Source organism: Lentzea albidocapillata (genome assembly GCF_000719115.1).
GTDB lineage: Bacteria > Actinomycetota > Actinomycetes > Mycobacteriales > Pseudonocardiaceae > Lentzea > Lentzea albidocapillata.
Window position 1 is genome coordinate 1 of sequence record NZ_JOEA01000024.1, and the last position, 15475, is coordinate 15475.

Annotated in this window: 15 protein-coding genes; 11 read left to right on the forward strand and 4 right to left on the reverse strand. The window is 68.1% G+C overall.

Annotated elements, in window-relative coordinates; genetic code table 11:
* The first annotated feature begins 409 nt into the window (after window positions 1–409).
* From IG04_RS0133975 to IG04_RS0134010, 8 genes are all read left to right on the forward strand, one after another.
* Window positions 410–2074: an ABC transporter family substrate-binding protein gene (locus tag IG04_RS0133975; RefSeq protein ID WP_051771245.1), complete on the forward strand. Its 1665-nt coding sequence runs from the start codon at window positions 410–412 to the stop codon at window positions 2072–2074.
* 301 nt (window positions 2075–2375) lie between these two features.
* A complete protein-coding gene (locus IG04_RS0133980; protein WP_030480835.1) occupies window positions 2376–4157 on the forward strand; it encodes an ABC transporter family substrate-binding protein in 1782 nt (593 codons plus the stop codon).
* A gap of 91 nt (window positions 4158–4248) precedes the next feature.
* Complete coding sequence (locus tag IG04_RS0133985) at window positions 4249–5247, forward strand: ABC transporter permease (protein ID WP_030480836.1); 999 nt, start codon at window positions 4249–4251, stop codon at window positions 5245–5247.
* A complete protein-coding gene (locus IG04_RS0133990) occupies window positions 5240–6172 on the forward strand; it encodes an ABC transporter permease (protein ID WP_051771247.1) in 933 nt (310 codons plus the stop codon). Before IG04_RS0133985 ends, IG04_RS0133990 begins: the two co-directional genes overlap by 8 nt.
* Complete coding sequence (locus tag IG04_RS43220; protein WP_051771249.1) at window positions 6172–7344, forward strand: ABC transporter ATP-binding protein; 1173 nt, start codon at window positions 6172–6174, stop codon at window positions 7342–7344. Before IG04_RS0133990 ends, IG04_RS43220 begins: the two co-directional genes overlap by 1 nt.
* A complete protein-coding gene (locus IG04_RS0134000) occupies window positions 7341–8333 on the forward strand; it encodes an ABC transporter ATP-binding protein (RefSeq protein WP_051771251.1) in 993 nt (330 codons plus the stop codon). Before IG04_RS43220 ends, IG04_RS0134000 begins: the two co-directional genes overlap by 4 nt.
* A gap of 76 nt (window positions 8334–8409) precedes the next feature.
* Window positions 8410–9240: an N-acetyl-1-D-myo-inositol-2-amino-2-deoxy-alpha-D-glucopyranoside deacetylase gene (mshB, locus tag IG04_RS0134005; RefSeq protein ID WP_030480840.1), complete on the forward strand. Its 831-nt coding sequence runs from the start codon at window positions 8410–8412 to the stop codon at window positions 9238–9240.
* Window positions 9237–9671: a hypothetical protein gene (locus IG04_RS0134010; RefSeq protein ID WP_030480841.1), complete on the forward strand. Its 435-nt coding sequence runs from the start codon at window positions 9237–9239 to the stop codon at window positions 9669–9671. Before mshB ends, IG04_RS0134010 begins: the two co-directional genes overlap by 4 nt.
* Here the strand turns inward: IG04_RS0134010 and IG04_RS0134015 are convergent.
* Entirely contained in the window at window positions 9647–10369 is a 723-nt protein-coding gene (locus tag IG04_RS0134015) for a GNAT family N-acetyltransferase (RefSeq protein WP_030480842.1), read from the reverse strand. The genes IG04_RS0134010 and IG04_RS0134015 overlap by 25 nt on opposite strands.
* A gap of 172 nt (window positions 10370–10541) precedes the next feature.
* Here IG04_RS0134015 and fdxA point away from each other — a divergent pair, with 172 nt between their 5' ends.
* Together fdxA and dapC are read left to right on the forward strand one after the other, a co-directional pair.
* On the forward strand, window positions 10542–10868 hold the full coding sequence (fdxA, locus tag IG04_RS0134020) for a ferredoxin (RefSeq protein WP_030480843.1): 327 nt from the start codon (window positions 10542–10544) through the stop codon (window positions 10866–10868).
* Window positions 10869–10870: 2 nt separating this feature from the next.
* Window positions 10871–11962, forward strand: coding sequence for a succinyldiaminopimelate transaminase (gene dapC, locus IG04_RS0134025; RefSeq protein ID WP_030480844.1), 1092 nt, complete (start codon window positions 10871–10873; stop codon window positions 11960–11962).
* On the opposite strand, the gene IG04_RS0134030 is transcribed toward dapC, so the two are convergent.
* From IG04_RS0134030 to IG04_RS0134040, 3 genes are all read right to left on the reverse strand, one after another.
* Complete coding sequence (locus tag IG04_RS0134030; protein WP_030480845.1) at window positions 11952–12857, reverse strand: hypothetical protein; 906 nt, start codon at window positions 12855–12857, stop codon at window positions 11952–11954. The genes dapC and IG04_RS0134030 overlap by 11 nt on opposite strands.
* A 79-nt stretch (window positions 12858–12936) precedes the next feature.
* Window positions 12937–13893: a 2,3,4,5-tetrahydropyridine-2,6-dicarboxylate N-succinyltransferase gene (dapD, locus tag IG04_RS0134035; RefSeq protein ID WP_036016531.1), complete on the reverse strand. Its 957-nt coding sequence runs from the start codon at window positions 13891–13893 to the stop codon at window positions 12937–12939.
* Window positions 13894–13917: 24 nt separating this feature from the next.
* Entirely contained in the window at window positions 13918–14331 is a 414-nt protein-coding gene (locus tag IG04_RS0134040) for a hypothetical protein (protein WP_144065642.1), read from the reverse strand.
* Window positions 14332–14391: 60 nt separating this feature from the next.
* Between IG04_RS0134040 and dapE the strand changes: the two genes are divergently transcribed.
* The gene (gene dapE, locus IG04_RS0134045; protein WP_030480848.1) at window positions 14392–15459 is read left to right on the forward strand and encodes a succinyl-diaminopimelate desuccinylase; all 1068 of its coding nucleotides are present in this window, start codon (window positions 14392–14394) and stop codon (window positions 15457–15459) included.
* Window positions 15460–15475 lie beyond the last annotated feature (16 nt).

A 15475-nucleotide genomic window follows, 5' to 3' on the forward strand; every position in this document is an offset into this window, starting at 1 on the left:
AGCCCGGCCTTTTCCGGCCGTCAAGCATCCCGCCAGAGGCTCAAGGTCAAGCCCCAATCGCTATCGACGCGCAGCGGCGATGACCCGCACCGACCCGGTCCTGCCCGAAGGACCACCCACGCAAGGCGACCACTCGCACGGCAGGCGACCACCCCGCTGGAACCGGCGCCAGCCCACGCAAACCGACCCGCACGGCCCCAACCCGCCCGCACGAGCAAGGCGACCACTCGCACGGCAGGCGACCACCCCGCTGAAACCACGCCCCACCCCCGAACCACCCACCCAAGTGACCCGTACTACCCACCAACCGGGCAACCCGTAACAACCACCACACGTCCCCCAAGTGGCGCGGGTGACAAAACCTGGGTTGCCCGAACGCCACCACCAACCTTCTGGCAATGTGAGGACCATGAGGCGACTCGGGGGAGTGCTTGCTGCTGCCGTCCTGTGCGGCACAGCTGCGGCGTGCACGAACGCGCCGCCTCCGCCCCTGGTCCCGAAGTCCGAGGCGCCCGTCATCACCACCACGGGGCCCAAGGTCACCGAGATCGTGGTCGGCGTGGACGACGTGGCCGGCGGTTACAACCCGCACGCCCTCGCCGCGCAGAGTCCCATCACGACCGCGTTGAGTTCGCTGCTGCTGCCGAGTCCGTTCAGGCCGGGCAACGACGGCGCGCCGCAGCTCGACCGGAACCTCATGGTGAGCGCGAAGGTCACCAAGGCCGAGCCGTTCACGGTCAGCTACACGATCCGCAAGGACGCGAGCTGGTCGGACAGCGCTCCGATCGCCGCCGAGGACTTCTACTACCTGTGGCAGCGTATGCGGGCCGAGCCCGGTGTGGTGGATCCGGCGGGTTACCGGCTCATCAACAACATCAGCGCGCGTGAGGGCGGCAAGGTCGTCGAGGTCGTCTTCGGCAAGCCGTTCCCGGGGTGGCGGAGCCTCTTCTCGAACCTGTTGCCCGCGCACCTGCTCAAGGACGCGCCCGGTACGTGGTCGAACGTGCTCTCCACCGGCTTCCCGGCCACCGCAGGGCCTTTCCAGGTGCGCAGCCTCGACGAGCCGCGTGGCGAGGTCGTGCTCGAACGCAGCGATCGGTACTGGGAGGTGCCGACGACGCTCGACCGGGTCGTCATCCGCAGGGCCACGCACAGCGCGATGGCCGAGTCACTGTCCAAAGGCGACAATCAGGCCGCGCTGCTCCGTGCGGACGCCGCGGATGTGAACGTGCTCAAGGAGATCGAGAAGGTCACGACGAAACCCGTGCCGCGCAACGAGGTCGTGCAGGTGTTGCTGCGGCCGGCGAGTGAGCGGCTCGCGGACGTCAAGATGCGCAAGGCGATCGTGGCCGCGCTCGACCGCGAGGCGCTCATCGCGTCCGGGACGCAGAGCGGGCCGAGCGCCTCGTTCCGGGCCGACTCGTACGTGGTGCCGCCCAGCCGTGCCGGGTACGTGAAGACGATCAGCGGGAACACGCTCGACGCGGCGGCGAGCGAGCAGTTGCTGACCGAGGCCGGCTACTCCAAGGCCGGCACCGAGTGGCAGAAGGACGGCAAGGCGCTCAAGCTCCGCATCGCCGCGCCGGAGAAGGCCGAGCCGTACGTCGGCATCGCGAACCGGATCAAGGTCCAGCTGAAGGAACGCGGGATCGACTCCGAGGTCGTCACGCCGAGCGCCGAGGACCTCTTCAGCACGCAGCTCACGGAGAAGGACATCGACATCGCCGTCGTGCCGCGGGTCGACGCGGGGGACACGGCGGCGGCGCTCGCGAGTGAGTTCGGGTGTGCCGGTGACGCTCCGGACGGGGCGACGCCCAGTCCGCAGAACGCCGCCGGCTTCTGCGACCCGGCGATCCAGGCGGACATAGACGCCGCGCTGACCGGCAAGGTGCTCGTGTCCGACGTGCTGGCGAGGGTCGAGCCGCTGATCGCCGCCCAGGCCGTTTCGGTGCCGTTGTTCCAGGTAGTCGATCTACTTGGTGTGCTTCCCACGGCGGTTTCGGGTGTCGACGCCGGGGCGCCCTTCGCGGGCGTGCTCAGCGACGCACCCGAATGGCGGCGTCTCGACAGGTAGTCGAGGGCCGAAAAATGCGTTGCGTGCGCCCTTTTCGCGTTGCTACGTTCGGCCGTTGTCGTTGACAGAATTTCACGTGCCCGGTCAACGAACGCTTTCGCCCGGTAATCGGGCCATTGCGGCCTGCTACAACCTGTTTCCATTGGGTCACGATCACCCCCCTAGGTAGTGACCGCCGCCTCAACGGGTTCTTACCGTGCTGCCCACGATGTGCCGGTTCGGGGCGCGTATGGCACATCACGGTTATGGGCGTGCTGGCCGACCAGGCCACGGCCGCCCAGTGCTAGGAGGGCACGTGTCGATGAGGAGAACCAAAGCACTGCCGGCGATCGCGCTGGTCGCCAGCGCGTCTCTCGTGCTGAGTGCCTGCGGTGGCGGCGGCGGTGGTGGCAGCGACGCGAACGGTGGCGACGCCACTGTCGCGGAGATGGCTGTCGCACGCGGCGAGTCCGCGGACGGCTACACCGCGCCGGATACGAAGCAGAGCGACCAGGTCGTGGTGTCGACGGACAAGGCGTTCACCGCGTACAACAACGCGACTGAGGACGCCAACCAGTCCTACAACACGTTCGCGCTGGTTCTCACGCAGCCGGGTGCGCACATCCTGAACGGCAACAACAAGTACAGCGTCAACAAGGACGTGATGGAGAGCGTCGAGGTCACCTCGAAGTCTCCGCAGGTCGTGACGTGGAAGCTGAAGAAGGGCGTCACCTGGTCCGACGGCGAGGCCTGGGACTGCGACGACTTCTACATGGCGTGGTTCACGCAGAGCAACTCGTCCAAGAAGGCCGACGGCAGCAAGTACTTCAAGCCGGCCGGCAGCACCGGGTACGACCTGATGACCGGTGAGTGCAAGGACGACCAGACGTTCGTCGGCAACTTCGCCGACCCGTACCCGGACTACATCGGCCTGTTCAACAACGACGTTCTCCCCGCGCACATCCTGGAGAAGAACGCCGGCATCGCCGACATCACCAAGCTGAACAAGGACAGCGCGGCCGCTGACATCCAGAAGGCCGCCGACTTCTGGAACGAGAAGTGGAACGGCTTCACCGCGGCGCTCATGCCGGGTGCGGGCCCCTACGTCCTGACGGCCTTCGAGCCGAACCAGTCGGTGACGCTGGAGCGCAACCCCAAGTGGGTCGGCAAGCCCGGTGGCCCTGCCAAGATCATCCTCAAGGCGATCCCGGACCCCGTCGCGCAGGCGCAGGCGCTGGAGAACGGCGAGGTCGCCGTCAACTCCATGGCCCAGCCCGACGCGAACGCCGCGACGAAGCTGAAGGGCCTCAGCGCCCAGGGCATCACGTTCGGCGCGGGCCCCGGCCTGTCGTTCGAGCACTTCGACATCCAGATGAAGCACCCGGTGCTCTCGAAGGAAGAGATCCGCAAGGCGTTCTTCATGTGCGTCAAGCGCCAGGACATCATCGACAAGCTGATCTCCGAGGTGCAGTCCGACGCGAAGCCGCTCGGCAGCCTGATCTTCTTCCCGAAGGACGAGGGCTACAAGGACCTCTACGCCGAGAAGGCCAAGGGTGACGCGGCCGAGGCCAAGAAGATCCTCAGTGACGCGGGCTGGACGCAGGGTGCGGACGGCGTGTTCGCGAAGGACGGCGTGCGTGCCTCCTTCCGGATCAGCCACACCGACATCCCGCGGCGCAAGCAGACCGTCGAGCTGGTCCAGGGCCAGTGCAAGGAAGCCGGTATCGAGGTCAAGGACGACACCGACCCGAACTTCCTCGACGAGCGCGTGAGCCAGGGTGACTACGACGTCGCGCTGTTCGCGTGGTCCGGCGGTCCGACCAAGAGCGACAAGAAGTCGATCTACGAGACCGGCGGCGGCCAGAACTGGCAGAACGTGGCGATCCCGGCGGCGGACGAGGCCTTCAAGTCGGCCGTGTCCCAGACGTCGATCGCGGACTCGCTCAAGTTCTTCCAGAAGGCCGACGAGGAGATCTCGAACGCCTACGCGTCGCTTCCGCTCTTCCAGATGCCGAACATGTGGGCCTTCAAGGGACTCGACCGCGTGTACTTCCAGAGCTACTACGGCGCGCTTTGGAACGCCAACGAGTGGCAGACCAAGTAATCGTCTTAGCTGAAGTGCGTAACGCCTGACCGGGCGGGGCCGGACCACGAGTCCGGCCCCGCCCGAGCCGGGTTGCCCCTAGGAGCCCGCCGTGATCCGCTACATCATTCGACGGCTGCTGATCTCGATACCCATTCTGCTGATCGGCAGTTTCGCCCTTTACCTTCTCGTCTCCGCCGCCGGAAACCCCTTGGCGGAGATGCGATTCCGGCCCGGCGTCACCGAAGCCGACCTCAGGGCCGCCGAGGTGTCCCTCGGCCTGGACAAGCCCGTCGTCGTTCGCTACTGGAACTGGCTCACCGACTTCCTGTCCGGTGACTGGGGTCAGAGCATCGCGCTCGGGCAGGCCAAGACCGCTGTCTTCCCGGCCGTCACGGACGCGCTGTGGACCACCGGCCGGCTCGTCATCGGTGCCGAGCTTCTCGCTCTGACACTGGGTGTCTCGGTCGGCGTGCTCGCCGCCGTGCGCCAGTACTCGATCTTCGACTACCTTGCCACCAGCACCGCGTTCCTCATGTTCTCGATGCCGATCTTCTGCGTCGCGGTCATCGTGAAGAACTACGGCATCCAGTTCAACAACGTTCTGGAGTCGATGGGACTGGACCGCTGGCTCACCACCGCCGGTCCGCGGCCAGGTGGATTCACCGGCAGCTTCGGTGAGATCATCTTCAAGTACACCGGCACGTTCCTGTTGCCGACCCTCGCGCTGATGCTGATCAGCTTCGCCGCCTACAGCCGGTTCGAACGCGCCTCCATGCTGGAGATCCTGCACTCGGACTTCGTGCGCACCGCGCGGGCGAAGGGCATCTCGCAGAGCCGCGTGATCTTCAAGCACGCGTTCCGCAACGCGCTCATCCCCGTCGCCACGCTGTTCTCGCTGAACTTCGGTGCCGTGCTGTCCGGCGCGATCATCACCGAGACCGTGTTCGGCTGGGCCGGTATGGGCACGCTGCTGGTGAACTCCGTGCGGCAGTTCGACCCACCCATGCTCATGGGCTGGCTCGCGGTCACCGCGACCCTGATCGTGCTGTTCAACCTGATTGCCGACGTCGTGTACGGCATCCTCGACCCTAGGATTCGCCTTGGCTAACATCAACTTGGCGGCCGAGGGCGGCGTGGTGAACAGCGCTCCCGGATCCGGCTCCCACGAGTTCGACGCCGCGAAGACCCGTACGCAGGGTCAGCTCGTCCTGCGGCGCTTCCTGCGCCACCGGCTCGCGATGGTGAGCCTCGGTGTCTTCGTCTTCCTCGTCCTGTTCGCCTTCGTCGGCCCGTTCATCTGGACCTACGACTTCGAGGACGTGTCCAGCAAGTCCTACCAGCCGATGAGCGGAACGCACCCGCTCGGCACCACCCAGGTCGGCAAGGACATGCTGGCGCTGCTGATGCGCGGCACCGGCTACTCGCTGCAGATCGCGTTGATCGTGGCGGGCCTGGCGACCGCGGTCGGTGTCGTTTTCGGTGCTCTCGCGGGATATCTGCGCGGGTTCGTCGACACGGCGCTGATGCGCCTCGTCGACCTGATGCTCATCATCCCGACGATCGCGGTCGCCGCGATCGTGGTGAAGGGCTTCTCTGGCAGCTGGTACGTCGTCGCGCTGGTGCTCGCCTCGTTCGCGTGGATGTCGATCGCCCGCATCACCCGAGGTGAGACGCTGTCGCTGTCCCAGCGGGAGTTCATCGAGGCGGCACGTGCCTGTGGCGCCTCGACGCCGCGGATCATCTTCAAGCACCTCGTGCCGAACATGATCGGCAGCATCACGGTCAACGCCACGCTGGCGATCGCCGCGGCGGTGCTCACCGAGGCCGCCCTGTCGTTCCTGGGACTGGGCGTCCAGCCCCCGGACACCTCGCTCGGCGTGATCGTGCTGGAGAACTACGGGCAGTTCCTGAACCGGCCGTGGCTGTTCTGGGGTCCGTTCGTAGTGCTCGTGTCGCTCTCTCTAGCCGTCAACTTCATCGGTGACGGCCTGCGCGACGCGTTCGACCCGAGGCAGACGAAGGTGCGTGCCTGATGACGAGAGTTTCCGAACTGTCGGAGGACTTCCTGCCCTCCAACACCACCGCGCCGTTGCTCTCGGTCAAGGACCTGTCGGTCACCTTCCCGACCGACGACGGCGACGTCCGTGCCGTGCGCAACGTCTCGTTCGACCTCAACTCCGGCGACGTGCTGGGCATCGTCGGCGAGTCGGGCTCCGGCAAGTCCGTGTCCTCCATGGCGATCCTGGGCCTGCTGCCCAAGAACGCGGTCATCGAGGGCTCGATCCGCTACCGCGGTGAGGAGCTGAACGGTCGCACCTACAAGCAGATGCAGCCGTTCCGCAGCAAGCACATCTCGATGATCTTCCAGGACCCGATGACGTCGCTGAACCCCGTCTACACCGTGGGGTGGCAGCTCGCCGAGACCTATCGCGCGCACCACAACGTCTCCAAGAAGGCGGCGTGGGCCAAGGCGATCGAGTCGCTGGAACTCGTCGGCATCCCGCAGCCGGACAAGCGCGCGAGCCAGTACCCGCACGAGTTCTCCGGCGGCATGCGGCAGCGCGTGGTCATCGCGATGGCGATCATCAACGACCCCAGCGTGATCATCGCCGACGAGCCGACCACCGCGCTCGACGTGACGGTGCAGGCGCAGATCCTCGACACCATGCTGCGCCTGCAGGCCGAGACCGACGCGGCGATCGTCATGATCACGCACGACCTCGGCGTGGTCGCGGGCATGGTCAACCGCGTGCAGGTGATGTACGGCGGCACCGTGGTCGAGTCCGGCCCGGTCGACGACGTCTTCGAACGCCCGCGGATGCCTTACACGGTGGGACTTCTGGGTTCCGTCCCGAACCCGGCCACCCTGGGCAAGCGGCTCACCCCGATCAAGGGCACGCCGCCGTCGCTGGTGAACCTGCCGAGCGGCTGCTCGTTCTCGCCGCGCTGCCCGCTCGTCACCGACGTGTGCCACGAGTGGGAACCGCTGCTGGAGGAGGCCGGCGCCGCGAACCACACGACGCGGTGCCACCGCTGGGAGCACCTGGCGACGGTCGAGACGCCGCAGAAGCTGTTCCTGCACGACGAGATCGGCACGGTGGAGAACCCGGCCGCGTTCGCCGCGGCCAACCCCGACGAGTCGCTCGAAGTGACCGCCGTGCACGGATCATTGCTCACCGGCCGGAAAGATGAGGAGGCGAAGTGACCGCGCCACTGCTGGAGGTCACCGACCTCGTCAAGGAGTTCCCCGTGCGGGGCAAGGGGATCATCCCCCGCAACACCGGCACGGTGCAGGCCGTGTCCGGGGTGTCGTTCTCGCTGGAGCCCGGCGAGACGCTCGGCCTCGTCGGCGAGTCCGGCTGCGGCAAGTCCACGACCGGGCGCGCGATCCTGCAACTGCACAAGCCGACCTCGGGCTCGGTGAAGTTCGAGGGCCGCGAGCTGACGTCCATGACCAACAAGCAGTTGAGGCCGCTGCGCAAGGACATCCAGATCGTCTTCCAGGACCCGTACGCGTCGCTGAACCCCAAGTGGCAGGTCAACGACATCATCGCGGAACCCCTGGTGATCCACGGTGTCGAGGGCGGCGTGCAGCGGCGGGTCAACGAGCTGATGGAGCTCGTGGGCCTGAACCCCGAGCACCGCAGCCGTTACGCGCACGAGTTCTCCGGCGGTCAGCGGCAGCGCATCGGCATCGCCCGTGCCCTGGCGCTGAACCCGCGGTTCATGGTGCTGGACGAGCCGGTGTCCGCTTTGGACGTCTCGGTGCAGGCCGGTGTCGTGAACCTGTTGGAGGAACTGCAGGAACGGCTCGGGCTCGCGTACCTGTTCGTCGCGCACGACCTCTCGGTGGTGCGGCACATCTCGGACCGGGTCGCGGTCATGTACCTCGGCAAGATCATCGAGATGGGCGATCGCGAGGCCATCTACGGCAAGCCGATGCACCCGTACACGCAGGCGTTGTTGTCCGCGGTGCCGATGCCGGACCCGAAGGCGGAGCGCCGGCGCCAGCGGATCGTGCTGACCGGTGACGTGCCGTCGCCGGTCAACCCGCCGTCCGGGTGCCGGTTCCGTACCCGGTGCTGGAAGGCCCAGGACATCTGCGCCACCGAGGAACCGAAGCTGGAAAAGCGTGGTGGGCCGGACGGAACGCTGTCCGCGTGCCACTTCGCCGAGGAACGCTCGGTCGTTTAAGGCCTTTCCGGCCAAGCAGGGCCGTTAGCAAAGGCCGCCTTTATCAACTGATGAGGGCGGCCTTTACTCTTTTCCGGTGACGCTGACTGCCCCACCACGGTTGCTCTTCGTGCACGCCCACCCGGACGACGAGAGTCTCTGGACCGGCGGCACCATCGCGCGCTACGCCTCGGCCGGCGCGCACGTCACCGTCGTCACCTGCACGCTGGGTGAAGAGGGCGAGATCATCCCGCCCGCGCTGGCGAACCTCGCCGCCGACGCAGCCGACCAGCTGGGTGGATACCGGGTGGGTGAGCTGAGATCGGCCTGCGCCGCACTCGGTGTGACGGACCACAGGTTCCTCGGCGGCATCGGCCGCTGGCGCGACTCCGGCATGGTCGACGTGCCGTCCAACGCCAAGCCGCGCGCGTTCGTCCAGGGATCGCTCGACGACCAGACCGCCCAGCTGGTCGAGATCCTGCGCGAGGTCAAGCCACAGGTCGTCGTGAGCTACGACGCGTTCGGTGGCTACGGCCACCCGGACCACATCCGCGCGCACGAGATCACGGTCGCCGCGTGCGCCCAGGTCTCCGAGGTCGAGCGGGTCTTCTACGCCGTGACGTCCCGCGACGCCACGAACGCCGGTGTGGCCGCGCTGGAGGACGTCCCCGAGACGTTCCGGCTGCCCGAGGCGGGCGAACTGCCGGTGACGCCGGATGAAGAGATCACAACGGTTGTCGACGTGTCGGAGCACCTGACGGCCAAGCGCCGCGCTTTGCGTGCACACTCGACGCAGGTCAGTGTGTGGGACAGCGGGTACGCGTTGTCGAACGACATCGCGCAGCCGCTGGTCGGTGCCGAGTACTACGTGCTCGCGAAGGGCTCGCCGGAGGGTGCGGCCGCGGATCTGTTCGGAGGACTTGGGTGACAGGTAGCTGGCGAGTCGTCTTCCTGCTGCTCCTGTGCGTCGAGGCAGCAGTGCTCGCCGTGCTCGAAACGATGTTCCTGCCCCTCCGCTTCGACGGCACGCTGCTGCCGGACCTGGGTGCCTGGCCGTTCCCGATCATGATCATCGTGGCCGGCGTCACGACGCCCCTGCTGGTGACGTGGGCGGCCGGGCTGTCCCAGCGGGTCCTGACCGCCGCGCTGCCGCTGCTGGTCTGGTTCTTCACGCTGCTGGTCTTCGGGTATCTCGAGCCGGGCTCCAACGCCGGCACGCCCATGCTGCTGCTGCAGGACTGGCGCGGGCTGCTGATGCTCGCGGCCGGCGCGTTCCCCGGTGCGGTGGCAGTGGGTGCCGTGATGGCGCGCAACGCGGCGAACCGGCCGGGCCGCTACGAGCCTGCCGGGATCCAGTAGCGGTAGCGGTGGTGCTCGGTGCAGCCGAGTTCCTCGTACAGCCTGATCGCCGGTTCGTTGTGCTCGGCCACCTGCAGCACGCACGTCGTGGCGCCCTGTTCCAGGCCCCAGCCCGCGACCTCGCCCATGAGCCGCCTCGCGAGGCCCTGACGGCGCTGTGACGGCCGTACGGCGAGCCGGGCGACGTGCAGCACGTCCTCGACCACAGCGCCGCGCACAGCCGCGATCACGGTGTCGCCGGCGGTCGTGCTCGCGAAGCAGACGCCGCTCCCGCTGCCGAGCACGTGGCGTTGCGCGGCCGACACCTCGGGTCCGGCCGTGAGTTCCCACCATCCGGGAAGATCACGACTCTCGGCTACGCCCTCCGCGAACTTCTCCAGCGGGCCGGTCATCACCAGTGACTCGGCACCACCCGGATGATCCAGATCGACCCGCCACCCGGCGGCTTCGATCGCGGACTCCGGGGATGAGCCGTTGACCACATGCGCCGTGGGTTTGATGCCGTGCTCGCGGGCGAACCCTTGGACGGCCCTCAACGCGTCTGGAATCGGCATGCCGGGATCGCCGCAGGTCAGCGTGCTGTTGGCCCGGCCGGTGAAGCCCGCGGCGGCGCGCATCAACCAGTCTCCAAGCGGAACTTCTGCCAGGACGGGCCATGCTCGCGCGCAGAGTGATTCCAGGTGATCCACGGTGTGCACACGTCCATCCTGGCTAGGTTGGGAAGAGATTTTCCGAGTTGGCCGAAGAACTTTGGGCTAGGGGTTGTGACGTGGCACACCGTGCAGCTAAGGCAAGCCTGACCGGGTGATACTCGTACGTGCCGCGTACTCTCCGGCTTGCGCGGTGTGACCGATGAAGTTGGAGAGCGCAGTGACTTATGTGATCGCCCAGCCGTGCGTGGATCTGCTCGACAAGGCGTGCATCGAAGAGTGCCCCGTCGACTGCATCTACGAAGGCGACCGGATGCTCTACATCCACCCCGACGAGTGTGTGGACTGTGGCGCGTGCGAACCCGTGTGCCCGGTGGAAGCCATCTACTACGAGGACGACGTCCCCGATGAGTGGAAGGACTACACCAAGGCGAACGTCGACTTCTTCAACGAACTCGGCTCGCCCGGTGGCGCGTCGAAGGTCGGCAAGGTCAGCGCCGACCCGGAGTTCGTGAAGGTCCTCGCGCCGCAGGCTGAGGGGCATTGATCATTTCACGCAGGGGCCCGGCGCTGCCGGACTTCCCATGGGACCAGCTGGCAGACCACGCCGCCAAGGCGCGCAAGTACCCCGGTGGCGTGGTCGACCTGTCGGTCGGCACCCCTGTCGACCCGGTTCCCGCGGTGATCCAGTCCGCGCTGTCGTCGGTCTCCGGCATTCCCGGCTACCCGACCACCCACGGCACTCCTGAGCTGCGTGCGGCCTTCGTCGCCGCGGTGGAGCGCCGGTACGGGATCGCCGGGGTCCAGGAAGCGGCGGTGCTGCCCACGATCGGCTCCAAGGAGCTCGTGGCGTGGCTGCCCACCCTGCTCGGCGTCGGGCCGGGTGACGTCGTGGCCGTGCCCGCCGTCGCGTACCCCACCTACGAGGTGGGCGCGCTGCTGGCGGGGGCCGAGGTCGTCCGCCTGGCCGACGGTGAACTGCCGCCCGCCGGCACGAAGCTGGTGTGGCTCAACTCGCCGTCGAACCCGACCGGGCGCGTGCTGTCGGCCGAGCAGCTGCGGGACGCGGTCGCCGCCGCCCGCGCGGTCGGTGCGGTCGTGGCGTCGGACGAGTGCTACCTGGCGCTGCCGTGGGACTCCTCGCCGGTGTCGGTGCTGCATCCGTCCGTTGTGGACTCGTTCGACGGGGTGCTCGCCGTGCACTCGCTGTCGAAGTCGTCGTCGCTCGCGGGCTACCGGGCCGGGTTCGTCACCGGCGACCCGGAGCTGATCGCGGGCCTGCTGGAGCTGCGCAAGCACGCCGGCATGATCGTGCCGCGGCCGGTGCAGGAGGCCATGCGCGCCGCCCTGGAGGACGACGCGCACGTGGCCGAGCAGCGGTCCCGGTACCTGGCGCGGCGTGAGGTCCTGAAGCCCGCGCTGGAGGCGGCCGGGTTCACCGTGTCGCACTCGGAGGCCGGGCTGTACCTGTGGTCGTCCCGCGGTGAGGGCGCCTGGGAGACGATCTCGTGGCTGGCCGACCGCGGCATCCTGGCGGCTCCGGGCACGTTCTACGGACCGGCGGGCGCGAAGCACGTGCGGGTCGCGCTCACGGCCACCGACGAACGGATCGGCGCGGCAGCCGAGCGACTCAAGGCTTGAGAGCCGACCAGACTCTGCGAGTGAACTGGTTCGGTGGCACGGCATCCGTCGTGAGCCGCACCGACGTGCTGATCTCGTCGCCGCTCAGGCCGAGGCCGAGCACGAGGTGCCAGTGCAGGTCCCAGAGGTCGGAGAACGCTTCCAGTTCCACGTCGGCGTCCGCGCTGACGTGCAGCACGGCCGGTTCCGCGACGCGCACGACACGTTCGACCGCCCGCACGTCCCGCGTGTTGGTGCGGAAGCTGAACGCCAGGTCGACCGTCTCGCTGTCGAGCCCGTACGTCGCGTACGAGTGGCATCGGTGGTGCGGCAACGACAACGGCTGGTTCGTCTCCAGGTAGAGGTCGCCCTCGAACCGCAGCGTCGGCGAGTGCTGGCTCAACGTCGCACGGGCGCTGACGAACTCCCAGCCGGGCATGTCCAGCTTGGGCACCAGCAGTTCCAGCACCTCGCTGCGGCGGGCGGACCGAGTCCGTTCACCTGAGCGCCACGGGATTTCCCTGCTGTAGGGCTCTTTCTTCGTGACGAACACGTACGGCGCGTTGTCGGTCTGCAGGCTGAGGACGACGACAGCGCGGCCGCGCACCCAGTCGAACGCGACGGTGGTCAGACCCGGTGCCACGCCGTCGAAGTGGCTCTCGACCCGGGGCCACCAGCTCGACAGCTCCTCGGCCAGCGCACCTTTGACGTGCCGGCCCTTCTCGTCGACGCCGACGATCCACATGGCCTCCGACCCGCGCGCGGCGTTGCACAGCGCGGCGATCTGCCGGGCGGCCTTGCCGTGGTCGATCGGCCACTGGGTCTTGAACTCCACGAAGGAGTCCTCGGACTGCGCCCCCTCCAGGGCACGTTCGATCGCGGCGCGAGCGTTCAACTCCAGTCGCTGTTTCAGCACGTGCACCTCCTAGAGCCGGCCCTGCGGGTGGCGAGGGCCCAGCCTGCGTCGGCAGACCGGGCCCCGGACACCGAGTTGCTCAGTCGTTCGCGTGCAACGCGGCGTTCAGTTCGACGCCGGTGCCCTTCCGGGGCTTGACCTTCACCGTGCCGGTCACCGAGTCCCGGATGAACAGCAGGTTCGATTGTCCGCTCAAGGTGACCGCCTTGACGACCTCGCCGCCGGGCAGCGTCACCTTCGTGCCGGCGGTGATGTAGAGACCCGCCTCGATCACGCAGTCGTCGCCGAGCGAGATGCCCAGGCCGGCGTTCGCGCCGAGCAGGCAGCGCTCGCCGATGCTGATGACCTGCTTGCCGCCGCCGGACAGCGTGCCCATGATCGACGCGCCACCGCCGACGTCCGAGCCGTCGCCGACCACGACGCCGCCGGAGATGCGGCCCTCGACCATCGAGCTGCCGAGCGTGCCGGCGTTGAAGTTCACGAAGCCCTCGTGCATGACCGTGGTGCCGGACGCGAGGTGGGCGCCGAGGCGGACCCGGTCCGCGTCGCCGATGCGGACACCGGACGGGACGACGTAGTCGACCATGCGCGGGAACTTGTCGATGCTGAACACCGTCACCGGGCCGCGCACGCGCAGGCGGATGCGGGTCTGCTCGAAGCCGTCGACCGCGCACGGGCCGTGGTTCGTCCACACGACGTTCGTCAGCAGGCCGAACATGCCGTCGAGGTTCGCGCCGTGCGGCCTGATCAGGCGGTGGCTGAGCAGGTGCAGGCGGAGCCACATGTCGTAGGTGTTCTCGGGTGCCGCGTCCAGGTCGATGGCGACCCTGACGCCCACGACCTCGACGCCGCGCTCCAGGTCCTCGCCGAGCAGCTTCGCGGCGGCCTCACCCAGGGCTTCCGCGATCTCGGCGGAGGACACGCGCACGGTGCCCAGCTCCGCCGTCCCGCCGAGGACGGGGGACGGGTACCAGGTGTCGAGGACGGTGCCGTCCGGGGTCACAGTGGCCAAGCCGATGCCGTATGCGGTGCTCACGGCCACTAAGCCTAGTCCTAAGGGTCAGTCGGGCACCTCCGCGCTGAAGTACAGCGAGCCCAGGTCGCCGCGAGTCGCGATGAGGACCTCGTTGCACTTCGACTGACGCGCGTCGGTGCTGGACACGTTGTCGACGTGCACCTCGGCGCACCGGTGCGCCTCGAAGTCGCCCACGGCGGTCATCAGCCGGGGCAGGACCTCGCTGACGTCCTCCTGGACCTGCTTGCCCTGCAGCGACCGGTCCAGCTGACGGGTCATGGTGCCGACGTCGTCGACCCACGCGGCGCAGTCGGCCGGGGTGAAGCTGTGCTGCGAGCCGCACGGCGCGGTGAACAACGTCCGGATCTCGCCGCACTGCCGGTCGCACGCGGCGGGAGCCTCGCCGCAGCCGGTGGCCATGAGCAGCAGGGAGATGACCAGGAGTGTGCGCTTGATCACGCACAGCACGGTATCGGCTGAACGGCTCAGTGCCCAAGCCGCTTGAGTAGGGTGAGCCGCGTGTCCGACACCCTTGATCTGTTCGCCGACCCGATCGACCTGACGGCCTCGCTGGTGGATGTTCGCAGCGTGTCCGGGGAGGAGGCGGAGATCGCGGACCTCGTGCAGCGGTCGCTGGAACTCCACGCGCCGCACCTGGAGATCACCCGATCAGGGAACTCCGTGCTGGCCAGGACGACCTTCGGCCGGGAGCGCCGGGTGGTGCTCGCCGGGCATTTGGACACCGTGCCGATCAACCAGAACTTCCCGAGCCGCCGCGAGGGCGATGTCCTGCACGGCTGCGGCACCGTCGACATGAAGGGCGGCGACGCGGTCATGCTCGCGATCGCGGCCCTGAGCCAGAACGCGCGCCACGACCTCACGTTCGTCTTCTACGACTGCGAGGAGATCGAGGCCGAGCGCAACGGGCTCACCAGGATCGAGCGCGACCTCCCGGAGTGGCTGCTGGGCGACCTGGCGATCGTCTGCGAGCCGTCCAACGGCACGGTCGAGGCGGGCTGCCAGGGCACGATGCGCATCGAGGTCAGGACGTCCGGAAAGCGCGCCCACACCGCCAGGGCGTGGATGGGCCGCAACGCGATCCACGGCTTGGGCGAGGCGCTGCGCAGGCTGGAGGCCTATGTGCCGCGGCAGCCCGAGATCGACGGCTGCCACTACCACGAGGGCCTGCAGGCCGTGAGGATCAGCGGCGGCGTCGCGGGCAACGTCGTGCCGGACGAGGCCGTGCTCACGGTCAACCACCGGTTCGCACCGGACCGCACGGTGGAGCAGGCCGAAAAGCACCTGCGCGAGGTCTTCGAGGGCTTCGACGTCACCGTCACGGACCGGGCCGCCGGTGCGCTGCCGGGCCTCAACGCTCCTGCGGCACAGGAACTCGTGCAGGCCGCCGGCGGCATCCCGGTGGCCAAGCTGGGGTGGACGGACGTGGCGCGGTTCGCGGAGCTGGGCCTGCCCGCGATCAACTTCGGGCCGGGCGATCCGACGCTGGCGCACACCCAGGAGGAGAACGTGCCGGTCCGGCAGGTCACCGAGTGTTTCGCGGTGCTTAAGCGGTTTTTGCTGGACTGATCACTAGAATCTCAGT